The sequence below is a fragment of the Cohnella hashimotonis genome (genome assembly GCF_030014955.1).
Lineage (GTDB): Bacteria > Bacillota > Bacilli > Paenibacillales > Paenibacillaceae > Cohnella > Cohnella hashimotonis.
In genome coordinates, this window is sequence record NZ_JAGRPV010000001.1 from 3,639,046 (window position 1) to 3,654,811 (window position 15,766).

The window sequence follows — 15,766 nt, forward strand, 5'->3', positions numbered from 1 at the left end:
ATGAACGCGCTGCCGCTGCTTCGACTGCCTATTGCCTAAGTGCCGACCAACCGCGATTCCTCGGCAAAAGCGCGAACCGCATCAAGCGCGCGTTCCGCGATCGCTTCGTTTTTCTCTTTTTTGCTCTTGACCTTCCTGCCAAGCGGCGGAAACAAACCGAAATTGGCATTCATCGGCTGGAAATGGCGGAAATCGGCCGTCGTAATGTAATGCGCCATGCTGCCCAGCGTCGTGTGCTCGGGCAGCGTTACCGGTTCGAGCCCCCGTGCGAGCCGGCCTGCGTTCAAACCGGCGATCAAGCCGGAAGCGGCCGATTCGACATAACCTTCCACCCCTGTCATCTGTCCCGCGAAAAAGAGCGTATCCCTTTCCCGATATTGATAGGTTGGGCGCAGAAGCTTGGGCGAGTTGATAAACGTATTCCGATGCATGACGCCAAAGCGCACGAACTCGGCGTTCTCGAGTCCGGGTATCAACGAAAATACGCGTTTTTGTTCGCCCCATTTGAGATGGGTCTGAAAGCCGACGAGATTGAAAAGCGTGCCGGCGGCATTATCCTGCCTGAGCTGTATGACCGCATGCGGCAGTTTGCCTGTCCGCGGATCGACCAATCCTACCGGCTTCATCGGTCCGAACAATACCGTCTGCTTGCCGCGGCCCGCCATCACTTCGATCGGCATGCAGCCTTCGAAATACATTTCCTTCTCGAAGTCTTTGATTTCCGCCGTCTCGGCGGTCGTTAGCGCCTCGTAGAAGGCGTCGAACTGCTCCTCCGTCATCGGACAGTTCAAATACGCCGCTTCGCCTTTGTCGTAACGCGATGCCAGAAACACTTTGTCCATATCGATCGAGTCTTTCTCGACGATCGGCGCTGCTGCATCGTAGAAGTAAAAATACTCTTCGCCGAACAAATCCTTGATTTGCGCCGACAACTCCGGAGAGGTCAACGGTCCGGTTGCGATAACGACGATCTCGTCCCGCGGAATAGCGGACAGCTCTTCATTGATCACGGTCACGAGCGGATGCTCGCGCAAACGGCTCGTAACTTCGCCAGAGAAGCCTTCGCGGTCGACCGCAAGTGCGCCGCCTGCCGGCACCGCATGACGATCAGCCGCGGATAAAATCAAAGATTGCAAAAGCCGCATTTCTTCTTTAAGTACGCCTACCGCATTGGTCAGGCCATTGGCTCTTAAGCTGTTGCTGCATACGAGTTCGGCGAACCGATCGGTATGATGGGCCGGCGTCTTGCGGACGGGCCGCATCTCGTATAGCTTGACCGGCACGCCTTGAGAAGCGATCTGCCAGGCCGCTTCGCTGCCGGCGAGTCCCGCCCCGACGACGGTAACGGCTGGATATGAATTCACGGTCATAAACCTCCTGCGCTGCAAATACAATTCGGCTCCCGCAACCGGCAAGGCGCGCTTGCGATCCCGGGAGCCGTCATCTTAGTCAAAAGCTTCTTCGAGTTCCGCGGCTTCCTCCTGATGCGTACATGCGGTGCAGTGCCATTCGGTCTGGCCGCGCACGCGCTTCTCCACCATCATGCCGCCGCAATCCGGGCAAGGCTTGGGCACCGGTTTGTCCCAGGAGACGAAGTCGCACTCCGGATATTTGTCGCAGCCGTAGAACATGCGTCCTTTTTTGCTGCGCCGCTCTACGACCTGACCGCTCTTGCACTTCGGACAAGTGACGCCCGTCGCCTTGACGATCGGCTTCGTATTGCGGCATTCGGGAAATCCGGAGCAAGCGAGAAACTTGCCGAATCTGCCCATCTTGTAAACCATCTGGCTGCCGCATTTTTCGCAGATCTCGTCCGAGGGCTCGTCCTTGATCTCGATTTCCTTCATTTCCTCTTCTGCCACTTCAAGCCGCTTCTCGAACGATTTGTAGAATTCGCCGATGACATCGACCCAATCTTCCTTGCCGTCCTCGACATGGTCGAGGTCGCCTTCCATATGAGCCGTGAACTCGGCATCCAGTATCTCAGGGAAAAATTCTTCCATGAGCTGAATGACCAACTCGCCGAGCTCGGTCGGAAAAAACTTCTTTTCTTCAATGGCCACGTAGTTGCGTTTTTGGATCGTTTCCAAAGTCGGCGCGTACGTGCTCGGACGGCCGATGCCAAGCTCTTCGAGCGCTCGTACCAGACGCGCTTCGGTGTACCTCGGAGGCGGCTGCGTGAAGTGCTGCTTGGGCTCGACTGATTCCGTGTGCACCTTGTCGCCGGTCGTCAGGGCCGGCAGCAGCCGCTCTTCGTCGGGCGTGTCGTCGTCGCTGCCTTCGACGTACACCTTCATGAAGCCCGCGAACTTGAGCTTGGAGCCCGCCGCGCGGAACGTCGCTTCCCCGCTGATCAGATCGACGGTCATCGTGTCGAGCACGGCGGACGACATCTGGCTCGCGACGAAGCGCTCCCATACGAGCTTGTAGAGCCGAAGCTGATCGCGCGACAGATACTGCTTGACCTCTTCGGGCGTTCGCAGAACGGAAGTAGGCCTGATCGCCTCATGCGCGTCTTGCGCATTGGCATTCTTTTTCAAATAGACGCGAGGCGTTTCCGGATAAAAGCTCGCACCGTACTTTTCCTCGATAAATCCCTTGGCTTCTTCTTGGGCGATCGGCGAGATACGCGTCGAATCCGTACGCATGTACGTAATAAGACCTACCGTGCCTTCGGCGCCCAGATCGACGCCTTCGTACAGCTGTTGCGCGACTTGCATCGTTTTGGAGGCGCGGAAGTTCAACTTGCGTGCGGCCTCCTGCTGTAGGGAGCTCGTGATAAAAGGCGGAGAAGGGTTGCGCTGCCTTTCCTTTTCCTTGATCTCGCCGACAGTGAAGGGGGTGTCGCCGATTTTCTCAAGCACCTTATTCACATCGGCTTCGGTGTGAAGCTCGCTCTTGTCGCCGGAAAGCGAATGGAACTTCGCTTCGAATGCCGACGCCCCTTGTTTCAAATGGGCCGTGATGCTCCAATATTCGACCGGCTCGAACACTTTGATTTCGTTTTCCCGGTCCATGATCAGCTTCACCGCTACGGATTGAACGCGGCCCGCGCTCAATCCTTTTTTCACTTTTTTCCAAAGCAGCGGGCTGATCTTGTAGCCGACCAGACGATCGAGCACGCGTCGGGCTTGCTGCGCGTTGACCAGATCCATGTTGATCGGGCGAGGCGTCTTGAATGCATCCTTGACGGCCTGTTTTGTTATTTCATTAAATACGACGCGGCAAGCGTCTTTTTCGTTCAACTCCAAATAGTGGGCAAGGTGCCACGCGATCGCTTCGCCTTCGCGATCGGGGTCGGCCGCCAGATAGACGCGCTTTACCCGCTTGCTGGCATCCTTGAGCTCTTTGAGGACGCTTCCTTTGCCTCTGATCGTTATATATTTCGGTTGAAAATCGTTTTCCACTTCCACGCCGATCTGGCTTTTCGGTAAATCGCGGATGTGCCCCATGGATGCCTTGACGATGTACTTGCTGCCTAAATACTTGCCGATCGTCTTGGCCTTGGCCGGGGATTCTACGATGACGAGTGAATCCGCCACGTCAAAACCTCCTCTCCTACGGTCAACGGGCCCTTGGCATGGCCGTCGTCCGCATGAAAATCGGGACAGACGGCACAGCTCACAGGGCTATATATACGGAACCGGGCTGCTGGTGAATTCGTTGCTTTATTTGTAAAGATATCAGAACCGCGTGTAAAAGTCCAAAAGTGAGGCCGCTGCGATGGCATAACTCCTCCGCAGAAGCCGGCCCATCGGCAAGAAGACGGAATATTCGCGCTTCCTGTTCGGTCAGCTCGGGTTCGCTGTACGATGGCATCTCCGGAATCCGGACGCCGCCCAGATAGCGGCGGTAATGCTTGATCACATCCTCCGCTTCAAACACTTGGGCGGCCGCTCCGTCGCGAAGCAGCTCGAGCGTTCCGCGGCTTCTCGGCGAGTTGATCGGTCCCGGCACCGCGAAGACGTCGCGATTTTCCTTGATCGCTTCATTCGCCGTCAGCAGCGCTCCGCTTCGCGATGCCGCTTCCACCACGACTACGCCAAGCGACAGACCTGCGATGATCCGGTTGCGCATCGGAAACATGCCGGGATGAATCGGGACGTCCGGCGGCGTCATCGAGACGATTAAGCCTTCTTCGGAAATACGCCGATAAAGCATACGATTTTCCGGCGGATAAACGACGTCTGCGGGCGAGCCCAGCACGGCTATCGTCCCGCCTATGCCGCGAAGCGCGCCGCCGTGAGCGGCGGCGTCTATGCCTTTGGCCATGCCGCTTGTTACCGCCAGTCCGGCGTGACTGAATGCGGCCGATAGCTCCTCGGCCGCACGCTTGCCGTAAATGGTCGCTTGCCGCGTCCCGACGACGGCGACCTGCGGCCTCGCAAGCAATTCCAATCGTCCAATATAATAGAGCACCCAAGGCGGTCTGTAAATATGCCTAAGCAAATCCGGATAGTGCGGATCCATCTCCGTCACGATAGACAGCCCGGTTCGGTCCCATCTGGCGCGGCGCCGTTCCATTCGACTGTGTTCCAAATTGGCGGCAATCGCCTCCGCACGCCTTGCGGAAAGACCCATATCCCTCCAGTCGGCCGGTCTGCGCAGCGCTGCGTCCTTCAAGCCGTCCTTCGCCATAATCGTATTGATCGTTTCCCAGCCGACGCCTTCCGTCTCGTGAAGCGCCGCCAGCGTATCGCGCATCTGCTCGAGCATCCGGGCACAACCTTCCCTTTTTTCAAAAAACAAACAGCCCTCCACGCCCCGTCGGGAGCGCGGAAGGCTGCCTGCCATCCGAAAAATCGCATATTTTATCTAAAAAATTAGCTTTTGCACTTCTCCAGCAAGCCGCGCTCTTCAAGAACCGCGACCAAAGTCGCGCCCATGTCGGAAGGCGTCGGAGCGACGCGAATGCCGCATTCTTCGAGCACTTTGATCTTCTCGGCCGCAGTGCCCTTGCCGCCGGAGATGATCGCGCCGGCGTGGCCCATGCGCTTGCCCGCAGGCGCCGTCGCGCCGCCGATGAATCCGACGACTGGCTTGGTCATGTTGGCTTTGACCCACTCTGCCGCTTCTTCTTCCGCCGTACCGCCGATCTCGCCGATCATGATGACCGCGTAAGTATCCGGATCTTCATTGAAGAGGTTCAAGATATCGATGAACTCGGAGCCCTTGACCGGGTCGCCGCCGATGCCGACCGCGGACGATTGGCCGATGTCGCGCGTCGTCAGTTGATGTACGGCCTCGTACGTTAGCGTACCCGAACGGGAAACGACGCCTACGTGGCCTTTTTTGTGGATGTAGCCAGGCATGATGCCGATCTTGATCTCGTCCGGCGTAATGACGCCCGGACAGTTCGGCCCGATCAGGCGCGTCTTTTTGCCTTCCATGTAGCGCTTGACCTTCACCATGTCGAGCACCGGGATGCCTTCGGTGATACAGATGACCAGATCCAGTTCAGCGTCGACCGCTTCGATGATCGAATCGGCGGCGAACGGAGGCGCGACGTAAATGACGGATGCGGTAGCGCCGGTCTTGGCAACGGCTTCGCGAACCGTGTTGAAGATAGGCAGCGTTACCTTCGCGCCGTTCTCCAGATCAAAATCGATCGTTTGGCCGCCCTTGCCGGGCGTAACGCCGCCGACCATTTGCGTGCCGTATTCGAGTGCTCCCTTGGCGTGGAACGCGCCAGTCGCTCCCGTGATGCCTTGGGTAATGACCTTCGTATTTTTATCGATCAAGATGCTCATGACTTCACACTCCCCGGTTCTCCCTGATTATTTCACCAGCGCGACGATCTTCTGGGCGCCGTCCGACATCGAATCCGCGGCCACGATATTGAGGCCGGAGTTGTTCAAAATTTCCTTGCCGAGCTTGACGTTCGTGCCTTCGAGGCGAACGACCAGCGGCTTGTCGAGGCCCAGTTCGCGCGCAGCGGCAACGACGCCCTCGGCAATGATGTCGCACTTCATGATGCCGCCGAAAATATTGACGAAGATCCCCTTGACGTTCGCGTCGGAAAGAATGATCTTGAACGCTTCGGTTACTTTTTCCTTCGTCGCGCCGCCGCCGACGTCGAGGAAGTTGGCCGGCTCGCCGCCGAAATATTTGATAATGTCCATCGTGGCCATAGCAAGACCGGCGCCATTGACCATGCAACCGATGTTGCCGTCAAGCGCGATATAGGAAAGATCGAACTTGGAAGCCTGGATTTCCTTTTCGTCCTCTTCGTCGAGGTCGCGAAGCTCCACGATATCCTTGTGACGGAAAAGCGCGTTGGAATCGAAGTTCAGCTTGGCGTCGAGCGCCATAACGTCGCCGCTGCCTGTAACGACGAGGGGATTGATCTCGGCGATGGAGCAATCTTTGTCCACGAACGCTTGGTACAGCGACAGCATGAACTTCGCGGCTTTGTTCACGAGTTCGTTGGGAATATTGATAGCGTATGCGATGCGGCGAGCCTGGAACGTCTGCAGGCCGATCGCCGGATCGACGACTTCCTTGATGATTTTCTCAGGGGAGTGCGCGGCGACTTCTTCGATCTCCGTGCCGCCTTCTTCGGAAGCCATCAGGACGACGCGTCCCGTGCCGCGATCGACGACCAGACCGACATAATATTCTTTCTTAATGTCGCAGCCTTCTTCGATCAACAGGCGTTTGACTTCCTTGCCCTCCGGACCGGTCTGGTGCGTGACCAGAACCTTGCCGAGAATGTCGGAGGCATATTGACGAACCTCGTCCAGGCTTTTGGCTACCTTGACGCCGCCGGCCTTGCCGCGTCCGCCGGCATGAATTTGCGCTTTGACGACCGAGACGGCCGTACCGAGCTCTTCGGCAGCCTTGACCGCTTCGTCGACCGTAAACGCGACCTTCCCGCGAGGTACGGCGACGCCGTACTGTCTCAAGACTTCCTTGCCTTGATACTCATGAATATTCATGGCCCTGCATCCTCCCGTTTAAAACGCATCATAACAACCTTGTAGGCGCTTCGTACAAGCACCAAACCTTACCCATTGTATCACTTTTCGACTTGGCGTTCCTCTCTTTTTCATCAAATTTTTAGATGACTTTGGCAACGATTTCATCTAAAAAGGAGAATGAACGGCCTGCGCTTTCCTTAACATAGCCCAACATGCAGGCACGGTATTCATCGTAATAGATGCTTTAAGATTCCGCTGTCTTCCTCCTGCTTTTAGCAGGCGATTGCGTCAGATCGCCTTCCCGCCCGGCCTTCCTTTCGCGCGACACGCCCGATTCATAACCTGGCGTTTGTCTGTCGAGCGCACGGTACTGAACAGCTTCTGCGACATGCTCGAGTCCGACCGAATCGCAGTCTTCGAGGTCCGCGATCGTTCGCGACAGCTTCAAGATGCGGTCATGAGCCCGGTAGCTAAGTCCAAGTCTGCTGTACATGCCGGTCAGGAGCGCCTCCGCATCGCTCGCAAGCCGCGCATGCTGGCCCAGCAAGCTACCGGAAAGCTCGCTGTTCCAGCGGATACCCGCAGCCGCATAGCGGCGTTGCTGTCGTTCGTAAGCGACGCCCAGTCTTTCCCTTGCGTCTGCGGACGACATGCCGCCGCCGGCGAAGCTGACGGGTTGTCTAGGTATCTCAACCTGAAGATCGATCCGGTCTGCAAGCGGGCCCGACATTCTGGCGCGGTATCGGGCCAGCGAGCCGACAGAGCAGGAGCAAGCTTGTTCGCTCTGGTCGCCGCCAAAGTAACCGCAGGCGCACGGATTCATAGCCGCCGCCAGCATGAAGCTGGCGGGAAAGCGGGTCACGCCGCGCGCCCGTCCAATCGTCACATGACGGTCCTCGAGCGGCTGGCGGAGCGACTCGAGCGCGCCTCTGCCGAATTCGGGCAGCTCGTCCAAAAACAGAACGCCCCGATGCGCAAGCGTGACCTCTCCGGGCTTGGGCACGGGCCCTCCGCCGATCAAGCCGGAGGTCGATATCGTATGGTGCGGCGCACGAAACGGGCGCTCCCTTAGCAAGCCTGCGCGAGCGCCCGGGAACTTCCCGCTCACGCTGTAGATTTTGGTAACCTCCAGCGCCTCTTCGTCCCCGAGCGGCGGCAGCAGAGACGGCAGCCTTCTGCACAGCATCGTCTTGCCCGTGCCCGGCGGTCCGAGAAAAAGCAGGTTGTGCATGCCCGCTGCAGCAATGAGAAGCGCGCGCTTACCTTGCAACTGACCGGCGACGTCCGCCAGATCGAGCGGGACGCCCGAGACGGGCTCGCCAGCTGTCCCCGCGTTGATCGTGGGCTGCGCCATGGCGCCGGTCCGGCTCCGGCCGCCGATCCAATCCGCCAGCGAAGGGACGGACCTGACCTCGATGCCTTCAATCAACCCGGCTTCGTGCGCGCTCGCCGGCGGCACGAATATGCGCCGCAATCCCGCCGACCGGGCGTTCTCGGCCATCGCCAGCACGCCTGGAACCGGCTTGACCTCTCCGCTAAGCGACAGCTCGCCGATGATCAAAGCGCCCTCAAGCTCATCATGCTGCATCTGACCGCTCGCGCAAAGAATGCCCGCCGCGATCGCCAGATCGAACGCGCTCCCCTGCTTGCGCATATCCGCCGGCGCCAGATTGACCGTGATACGGTCCAGCGGGAACTTCATGCCGGCATTATGAATGGCCGCCCGGGCCCGGTCGATCGATTCGCGAACGGCCGGATCGGGCAGTCCGACTACGTTGACCTGGGGCAATCCGGCAGCGATATCCACCTCGACCTCGATCAGCCTGCCCTCAACCCCAAGTACGATAGCGCTTAATAACTTGCAGTACATAAAAAATACACCTTCCCTCCGCAACATCGATTCGTCGCCGGAGCAAGGTGCTTCCCTGCATGCCGCATCCTATTTATTTCCTTATTGCCTAGTCTAATGACGCGCAGCCCGCTTGTCAATCGACATCGTCAAAATGCGCCGATCAAATGACGCACCTCAGCGACCCCGTCCGTCCCGTCGAAAGTCACCGCTACGACATCGAACCTCGTCCGCGCGCCTTCGAGACCCGCGAAGCGCAAATACACCTGGGCCGTCGCGCGAACCTGCATGCATTTGCGCGGGGTAACCGCCTCGACCGCCGAGCCGAACCGGCTATTTTCCCTGCGCGAGCGTACCTCCACGATTACGGTAACGTCCCCGTCCGACGCGACGATGTCGAGCTCGCCGGTCCGGCACCGCCAGTTCCGCTCGCGTATGCGGTAACCCAGCCGCTCCAAAAAAACAGCCGCTTCCGCTTCGGCGCGATCCCCGCGCCTTTTGCGAAGATCCGGCCTGCGCTTGCCCGCCCCCGGATCGCGCGTCAATTGGGCTGCCCCCTATTCGTCTGGGACGCCCGCTTGTCCGATCGGTAGACGAAGCTCAGCACCTCTGCGACCAGCTGGTACAGCTCCTGCGGAATCTCTTGCGCCAGGTCCAGCTTGGAGAGCACTTCGACGAGCGAAGCATCCTCCTGGACAGGTACGCCGTTCTCCGCCGCGCGCTTCATGATCTCCTCTGCGACGACGCCTTTGCCTTTGGCGACGACGACAGGCGCCGATCGTATCTCAGGATTATATTTTAGCGCGACAGCTTTGCGCGGGACATAGCGCTCGCCTGCGCCTGTCTCTAAAGTTCCGCCCGGACGATCGGCACCTCCCGCCTTTCGTCCGTCACCCTTCGGCTGTTCCATGCGCATCCCACCTTGTATGTTCCGTATGCAAGCCGTCAAGCCCGATAATCTACGCCTTTGTATGGCTTGGCGGCATAAGCGCCTCCAGGCGCCGCCTGGTTGGCTTCCGGCGAGCCCGACTCCGGGACGATTCGCTCCGGATAGGGGGCCGCCGTCAAGGACATCAGCCGGTATCCGGCCGATCTGAGACCTTCAGCGGCCTCCCCCTTGGCTTCCTCGATCAGTTCCGCCACGCCGGGCCGGTCGTTCAACAGTCGAAGCGAGACCGTCCGATCGACGACCTGCACGTCGACGACGGTACGCCCCAGATACCGCATGTCGAGATCGAACAGGAGCCTGCAATTGTCTGCGTCCAGCACGCCGCGCCGTCCTCGCCGCGCCTCGATATGGACCTTGGCCGTCGTCTCGCCGTCCTGTCCCTTCATCGGAACAAACAGCGTCATATGGCTCATCATCGCCGTATTCTGGCGTTCGGCGGACAGCAGCAACTGCTGCCCCGTAATTTGCTGGACAAGCGTTTGCGCCGCTTCGCGCAGCGCCGGCGGCGCATCGTCGCTGGCAGCCAATCCGAGCAGCACGCTCTTTAGCGTATCCGTCTGCTGGGTCGTTCCATTCGAGGCCGGATCCGAAGCGCTTGCCGTACCGCCTTGCAGCTCGCTCCAAACGCCGCTTTTGAGCGCCGCGTGCTCATGATTTGCGCCGAGCGCATTCAACAGCCTGCCGATCCAGGACGGCTCTTTGTCCGCTCCGGTCGCGACAGTTCGCTCTCCCGGGACGGCGATGCCGTTGTCCGGACGCGGCGGCCCGGCCGATGCGACAGGCTCTGCCGAGCCGCCGCGTCCGGCTCCGGAGCCCTCGTCCGCTCCATTAGGCGCGGACTTCGCGGTGCGCACGCCTGCCGCTGCCGCATCCGCCGTATGCCGGCCGAGCGTTTGCGCAGACTCCGACGCTTCCTGCGGAACGCCGGCCATGGCAGCCTGCGGCATGACGTTTCCTCGGCCCGACGCTTCTTGTGGCCCTACGGCCTGCCCGGCCCCTCGTGCCGGCTCCGCGCTAGCGGCAAAACCCTGCGGCTTGATAGCCGCCTCCGAATCCGCAGTCGCAGATCGGCCGAGGACTCCCGCCTTATCGTTTGTGCCGGAGGCCTGCGCCGCGTCACCCTCAGCCTGGCCATCAATCAGCGCGGATACCTGCGTCAGCAGCGTCAGCACCCGCCGCGAGGCATCCGCGGTCTCCGGCTTCACCGCCGGATCCGCCGCCGCCTGGCCTGCGAGCTCTGTCAGCGTCGCCAGCTGCTCGTGCAGCGGCGGACCGTACAGCGCCTGCCTGAGCGAGCCGATCGTCGTTTCCGTCGGCTGAAGTCCTCGCCTGAAGGCGACGCCTGCCGCGTTCATCCACTCCTTCGCGTCGGCTCCGGGCGGTTTGGCCGAAGCGGCTTGCGCGAACCAGTCGGCGGTCTCGCGCGTGACGGGGTAGCCGTCCCGCGCGAGACCGCGAAGCAGCTCCCGACTCCATGGCTGCTCGGGCAGACCGAATGCCTTCACGCCGTCGCGGGCCAACGTCTCGTCCGTCGCATCGGCCTGCGTAACGTCGGTCAAAGGACGCAAGGAGATCAAGCCTGTGGACGAATCCGGCCGCACCTGCAGCAGCGTGCTCTGCCCGACCGACATTTCCGCCTCGAGCTTAGCCCGGACCGGGACCCCGTTGATGTTCATGAGCGCATCCTGCCCATCCAGCATCTCGATCAGAACGCCTCGCACGATCTGTCCGATCCGCAGCTCAAGCGCTTTGACGTCCGTCGGCTGGCTGTCCTTCATGAACGCCCGCATCAAAGAACCGATGTTCATGTCCAATATGGCGCACTCCCTTCTTCAAATCCGCCGCGGCAGAACCCAAGGTTATGTATCCGTATATCGGCTGCAGCACGGCAATTCGTTAAAAGAGCGTCTGCTGCTCCGCGACGTATTTCGTTAAGAACGATCTGCGGTGCAGCGGCGTCGGGCCGAGCGCGAGCAGCGCTTCGCGATGAACCTTCGTCGCGTAGCCCTTGTGATCCTTGATGCCGTAACCGGCGTAATTCAAATCCCATATCTGATCGCATAACCGGTCCCGCGTTACCTTTGCGACGATCGAAGCGGCACCGATAGATTGACTGAGCAGGTCGCCTTTGATGATTTTCGTTTGCGGAAGCGGCAAATCGACCGTCTCCGCATCGATCAGCAGGTGATCCGGCTTCGCCGCGAGCCCCTCTACCGCGATCTTCATCGCCAGCCGCGACGCCTGACGAATATTGATTCTGTCGATCGTCGCAGCATCGACGCGCCCTACTGCCCAGGTTACCGCATTTTCGAGGATGATGCCGTATAGCTCGTCCCGCTTTTTTTCGCTCAGCCGCTTGGAATCGTCAATCCCCTCGAGCACCAGACCGACCGGCAACACGACCGCCGCGGCGACCACATCGCCGAACAAGCACCCTCTGCCCACTTCGTCCACGCCGGCGATCGCCGATACGCCATTTGTCCATAACGACCGTTCGTAAGATAATCTGTCGATTTCATCAGGTATTTCGGTTTTCAAGTCCATCTCCGCCTTTAATGCGCTCTGTCCGTTAACGTTCTGCCTTCTATTGTCCGACAACTGCGGCGATCCGGCAACTGTTTTTCGACTTGTTCCCCGGTTCTTGTGCGCTTGTCCAATAAAGGAGTCTGTCGAAAAGCCGGCCTGAGTCGCATCTAAATCGCATTTGTGCAATCTTTAGGTTTATAAAAAATTCCGACGGGCCAATTGCATCATGCCTGCGCTGAATCGCTATGTAAAAAAGCTCGCCGACCGAAGTCGACAAGCTCCTTTTTAAATGACCGGCGCTTCAAGCGAAATTCGCCCCAGCTTGCCCGACCGCAGGTCGCGCAGCAGGACGCCCGCAGCTTTGTCGTAATCCACGTGCCCTCCGCTGCCCAGGCAGCCCCGGCGCTTGCCGATATCGGCCAGAACGTCCGCCGCTGCCGCCGTATCCGGCAGCTCCGCAGCGAGCGCGTCCAGATTGTAACGATCGATCAGCGTGTCCCGGTAGTTCTCCGCCAGATAACGGATCAGCGTACAGCCGACCTCGTCGACGTGCAGCACTTCTTCCTTGATGGCGCCCGTTGCAGCAAGCCTGAAGCCGACATCCGCATCCTCGAACTTCGGCCATAGAATGCCCGGCGTGTCCAGCAGCTCGAGGCCGCCGCCGGTCCGAATCCATTGCTGCCCCTTCGTAACGCCGGGCTTGTCGCCGGTCACGGCTGCGCTTCGTCCGGCCAGCTTGTTGATCAGCGTAGACTTCCCTACGTTCGGAATGCCGACGATCAACGCGCGGGCAGGCCTCGGCTTGAGCCCCTTGGCGATCTGCCGGTCGGTCTTTTCCTTGAGCAGCGCCTGAACGCGAACAGCGATATCTTTGACACCCGTACCGGTGCTCGAGTCGATCAGAAGCGCGCTGTGTCCGAGCGCCTGGTAATGCGCCAGCCACGCCGCGTTCGCGTCAGGGTCGGCCAGATCCGCCTTGTTCAGCAGGATGAGCCTCGGCTTGCCGCCGACGATCTCGTCGATCATCGGATTGCGGCTCGCTTCGGGTATGCGAGCGTCCAGCAGCTCGAATACGACGTCGATCAGCTTGAGTTTTTCTTCGATTTGTCTTTTGGCCCGGGTCATATGACCGGGGAACCATTGGATGGTCAAATGAATCAGCCTCCTCTCGTATGCGCCTCGGGTAGCGCCGGTCCGTCCGGCTGCCGCAGCCTCAGGCCAAGACGCATCGCGTCAGATTCGGCTTAATACCCTTTGCCGATATATTTGATCTTGTCGAGCGGCCAGAATACGAGCTCGGCCCGTCCGACGACGCGGTCGATCGGCACATAGCCGATCATGCGGCTGTCCTTGCTGTTCGGGCGATTGTCGCCCATGACGTACAGCATGCCGTCCGGCACCTTGCCGTCCGGGAATGTCTCATTCGGGAAATCGCTGCTCCACTTTTCTTCGTTATACAATTGACCGGAGGCGTGCATCTCCTCGTACGTAGATTCCAAGTACGGCTCCTTGATCTTCGTTCCGTTGACGTAAATGTCGTCGCCTTGAACCTTGACGGTGTCGCCGCCGACGGCAATGACCCGCTTAATATAGTCCCTGTGCTCGTCCGGCACGTGAAAGACGATGACCTCGCCGGGCTTCGGCTTGCGAATGTCGTACAAAGCCTTGTTCACGATGATTCTTTCACCGTTCCAGAAGTTCGGCTGCATCGACTCGCCGTCGACGATAAATGGGTTGAACAGCAGCCAACGGATCAGAACGACGAGCACGCCCGCGATCGCCAGCGCCTTCACCCATTCGACCGCCTCTTTGCCGGCTTTTGATTTGCCGGCGCCGGGCGCGGGCGGAGACGCCCCGTTCGAGCCGGGCTCCCCTGGAGAAGCTTCCGGAACGTTCTGCCCGGAAGGCGAGCCGGGTACGGACGAATCGCCGAACGCAGTCTCCGTTTGCTCCAATTCATTCCGCTTGTCAGATTGATCCATAAGCTCGCCTCTTTTCTGCCTCAGCTAAGTATACCCGTTGCGGGGTATGTTGCGGGGTATGTATTTTGTATTTCACATGTGGCGAAGAACGCAAAAGAGGGCTTGAACGGATGCCAAGCCCCCTTGCTTTTTCATTATCGAATTTCCTTGATGCGAGCTGCCTTGCCGCGCAGGTTGCGCAGGTAGTAAAGCTTCGCACGGCGAACCTTACCGCGGCGCGCCACTTCGATCTTCTCGATGCGGGGCGAGTGAACCGGGAAAGTACGCTCGACGCCGACGCCGTAGGAAATCTTGCGAACCGTAAAGGTCTCGCTGATCCCGCCGCCGCGACGCTTGATCACGACGCCTTCGAACAGTTGTACCCGCTCGCGGGAACCCTCGACGACTTTAACGTGAACCTTCAGCGTGTCGCCAGGACGGAATGCCGGGATGTCCTTGCGCAGTTGCTCTTGCGTAATCGTTTGAATCAGACTCATGGGGGTGTCCCCTCCTTCCGCCATAGACGTTCTTGCCGCTCCCCGAATCTTCGTATCCGGATCATAGCTTGCAGAGGACCGCCCGATTAATCATGCCGCAGCCTGACGGCACAACACCCGACACAGGCTTCGACATACACAACATTTGAAATTCTATCATAAACGCCCACTGCATTCAAGTCCGAATTATTCCAGAGATCACGGCGGCGAATCGCCAAGCTATTCATTCGGAAGCTCAGCGAGCGTCGCTTTCACCCTGCTCCCGAACCGCTGCTTCAAGCCACTTTTTCTCCTTGTCGGTCATATCCGCAACGTCCAGCAGCTCGGGCCGGCGCGCATGCGTTCGCAGCAGCGACTGCTGCCTGCGCCATTTGTCGATCTCCGCGTGATGTCCGGACAACAGCACGTCCGGCACCTGGAGACCGCGGAAATTAACGGGACGGGTGTAATGAGGGTATTCGAGCAAGCCGTCGCTGAACGAGTCGGTAACGGCGGAGCTCTCGTTGCCCAGTACGCCGGGCAGCAGCCTGACGACGGCGTCCACGACGGTCATAGCAGGCAATTCTCCGCCCGTCAGCACGTAGTCTCCGACCGAGAGCTCGTCGGTCACCAGATGACTGCGGATGCGCTCGTCATAACCCTCGTAATGGCCGCAAATAAAAATGAGATGCGTCTCCCGGGACAGCTCCTGCGCCTTCGACTGCGTGAAGGTCTCACCCTGCGGGCACATGAGAATGACGCGCGGCGGACGCAAGCCCTCTACCTCTCCCCGCTCCTCCGAAGCAGGCGCGTCGTCCCCGAATTCGTCGTCCCTCGGTTCCTTCAGCACCACCCGCCCCGTCACCGCTTCTACGGCAGCGAAGATCGGGTCGGGCTTCAGCACCATGCCGCCGCCCCCGCCGTAGGGCGTGTCATCGACGGTATTATGCTTGTTGTTCGCGTAGTCGCGGAAGTTCACCGTATTCAGCGAGACGAGTCCGCGATCGCGCGCCTTGCCCAAGATGCTGCTGCCGAACACGCCCTCGAACATCTCCGGGAAAAGCGTTAATACATCTACGCGCATC

14 protein-coding genes are annotated in these 15,766 nt (G+C 59.5%); all 14 read right to left on the bottom strand.

The genetic code is table 11. The annotated features are described in order from the left end of the window. Positions 1-35 precede the first annotated feature (35 nt). Positions 36-1,364, bottom strand: coding sequence for an FADH(2)-oxidizing methylenetetrahydrofolate--tRNA-(uracil(54)-C(5))-methyltransferase TrmFO (trmFO, locus tag KB449_RS14735; RefSeq protein ID WP_434082506.1), 1,329 nt, complete (start codon positions 1,362-1,364; stop codon positions 36-38). Between the two features lie 81 nt (positions 1,365-1,445). Further along, a complete protein-coding gene (topA, locus tag KB449_RS14740) occupies positions 1,446-3,542 on the bottom strand; it encodes a type I DNA topoisomerase (RefSeq protein ID WP_282909103.1) in 2,097 nt (698 codons plus the stop codon). Between the two features lie 79 nt (positions 3,543-3,621). Beyond that, on the bottom strand, positions 3,622-4,716 hold the full coding sequence (gene dprA, locus KB449_RS14745) for a DNA-processing protein DprA (RefSeq protein WP_282909104.1): 1,095 nt from the start codon (positions 4,714-4,716) through the stop codon (positions 3,622-3,624). 107 nt (positions 4,717-4,823) lie between these two features. Beyond that, a complete protein-coding gene (gene sucD / locus KB449_RS14750; RefSeq protein WP_282909105.1) occupies positions 4,824-5,750 on the bottom strand; it encodes a succinate--CoA ligase subunit alpha in 927 nt (308 codons plus the stop codon). A 27-nt stretch (positions 5,751-5,777) separates the two neighbouring features. Beyond that, positions 5,778-6,938 carry an ADP-forming succinate--CoA ligase subunit beta gene (sucC, locus tag KB449_RS14755; RefSeq protein ID WP_282909106.1) on the bottom strand — a complete coding sequence of 387 codons (1,161 nt, stop codon included), beginning with the start codon at positions 6,936-6,938 and terminating at the stop codon, positions 5,778-5,780. A 226-nt stretch (positions 6,939-7,164) separates the two neighbouring features. After that, positions 7,165-8,790 carry a YifB family Mg chelatase-like AAA ATPase gene (locus KB449_RS14760; RefSeq protein WP_282909107.1) on the bottom strand — a complete coding sequence of 542 codons (1,626 nt, stop codon included), beginning with the start codon at positions 8,788-8,790 and terminating at the stop codon, positions 7,165-7,167. A gap of 128 nt (positions 8,791-8,918) precedes the next feature. Further along, complete coding sequence (locus KB449_RS14765) at positions 8,919-9,314, bottom strand: YraN family protein (protein ID WP_282909108.1); 396 nt, start codon at positions 9,312-9,314, stop codon at positions 8,919-8,921. After that, entirely contained in the window at positions 9,311-9,679 is a 369-nt protein-coding gene (locus tag KB449_RS14770; protein ID WP_282909109.1) for an EscU/YscU/HrcU family type III secretion system export apparatus switch protein, read from the bottom strand. Before KB449_RS14770 ends, KB449_RS14765 begins: the two co-directional genes overlap by 4 nt. 35 nt (positions 9,680-9,714) lie before the next feature. Next, on the bottom strand, positions 9,715-11,526 hold the full coding sequence (locus tag KB449_RS14775; RefSeq protein ID WP_434082557.1) for a hypothetical protein: 1,812 nt from the start codon (positions 11,524-11,526) through the stop codon (positions 9,715-9,717). Positions 11,527-11,614: 88 nt separating this feature from the next. Further along, the gene (rnhB, locus tag KB449_RS14780; protein WP_434082507.1) at positions 11,615-12,430 is read right to left on the bottom strand and encodes a ribonuclease HII; all 816 of its coding nucleotides are present in this window, start codon (positions 12,428-12,430) and stop codon (positions 11,615-11,617) included. A 99-nt stretch (positions 12,431-12,529) separates the two neighbouring features. Beyond that, complete coding sequence (gene ylqF, locus KB449_RS14785; protein WP_282909112.1) at positions 12,530-13,396, bottom strand: ribosome biogenesis GTPase YlqF; 867 nt, start codon at positions 13,394-13,396, stop codon at positions 12,530-12,532. A gap of 92 nt (positions 13,397-13,488) precedes the next feature. Next, the gene (gene lepB, locus KB449_RS14790) at positions 13,489-14,226 is read right to left on the bottom strand and encodes a signal peptidase I (protein WP_282909113.1); all 738 of its coding nucleotides are present in this window, start codon (positions 14,224-14,226) and stop codon (positions 13,489-13,491) included. A 134-nt stretch (positions 14,227-14,360) separates the two neighbouring features. Continuing rightward, positions 14,361-14,702 carry a 50S ribosomal protein L19 gene (rplS, locus tag KB449_RS14795; RefSeq protein ID WP_090117408.1) on the bottom strand — a complete coding sequence of 114 codons (342 nt, stop codon included), beginning with the start codon at positions 14,700-14,702 and terminating at the stop codon, positions 14,361-14,363. Between the two features lie 235 nt (positions 14,703-14,937). Next, entirely contained in the window at positions 14,938-15,765 is an 828-nt protein-coding gene (trmD, locus tag KB449_RS14800) for a tRNA (guanosine(37)-N1)-methyltransferase TrmD (protein WP_282909114.1), read from the bottom strand. Position 15,766 lies beyond the last annotated feature (1 nt).

Excerpts from the sequence above, each read along its gene's own strand:
- KB449_RS14760 (WP_282909107.1), bottom strand. The coding sequence starts at position 8,790 with ATGTACTGCAAGTTATTAAGCGCTATCGTACTTGGGGTTGAGGGCAGG.
- KB449_RS14775 (WP_434082557.1), bottom strand. The coding sequence starts at position 11,526 with ATGAACATCGGTTCTTTGATGCGGGCGTTCATGAAGGACAGCCAGCCG.
- rplS (WP_090117408.1), bottom strand. The coding sequence starts at position 14,702 with ATGAGTCTGATTCAAACGATTACGCAAGAGCAACTGCGCAAGGACATC.
- lepB (WP_282909113.1), bottom strand. The coding sequence starts at position 14,226 with ATGGATCAATCTGACAAGCGGAATGAATTGGAGCAAACGGAGACTGCG.
- sucC (WP_282909106.1), bottom strand. The coding sequence starts at position 6,938 with ATGAATATTCATGAGTATCAAGGCAAGGAAGTCTTGAGACAGTACGGC.
- KB449_RS14770 (WP_282909109.1), bottom strand. The coding sequence starts at position 9,679 with ATGGAACAGCCGAAGGGTGACGGACGAAAGGCGGGAGGTGCCGATCGT.
- trmD (WP_282909114.1), bottom strand. The coding sequence starts at position 15,765 with ATGCGCGTAGATGTATTAACGCTTTTCCCGGAGATGTTCGAGGGCGTG.
- dprA (WP_282909104.1), bottom strand. The coding sequence starts at position 4,716 with ATGCTCGAGCAGATGCGCGATACGCTGGCGGCGCTTCACGAGACGGAA.
- sucD (WP_282909105.1), bottom strand. The coding sequence starts at position 5,750 with ATGAGCATCTTGATCGATAAAAATACGAAGGTCATTACCCAAGGCATC.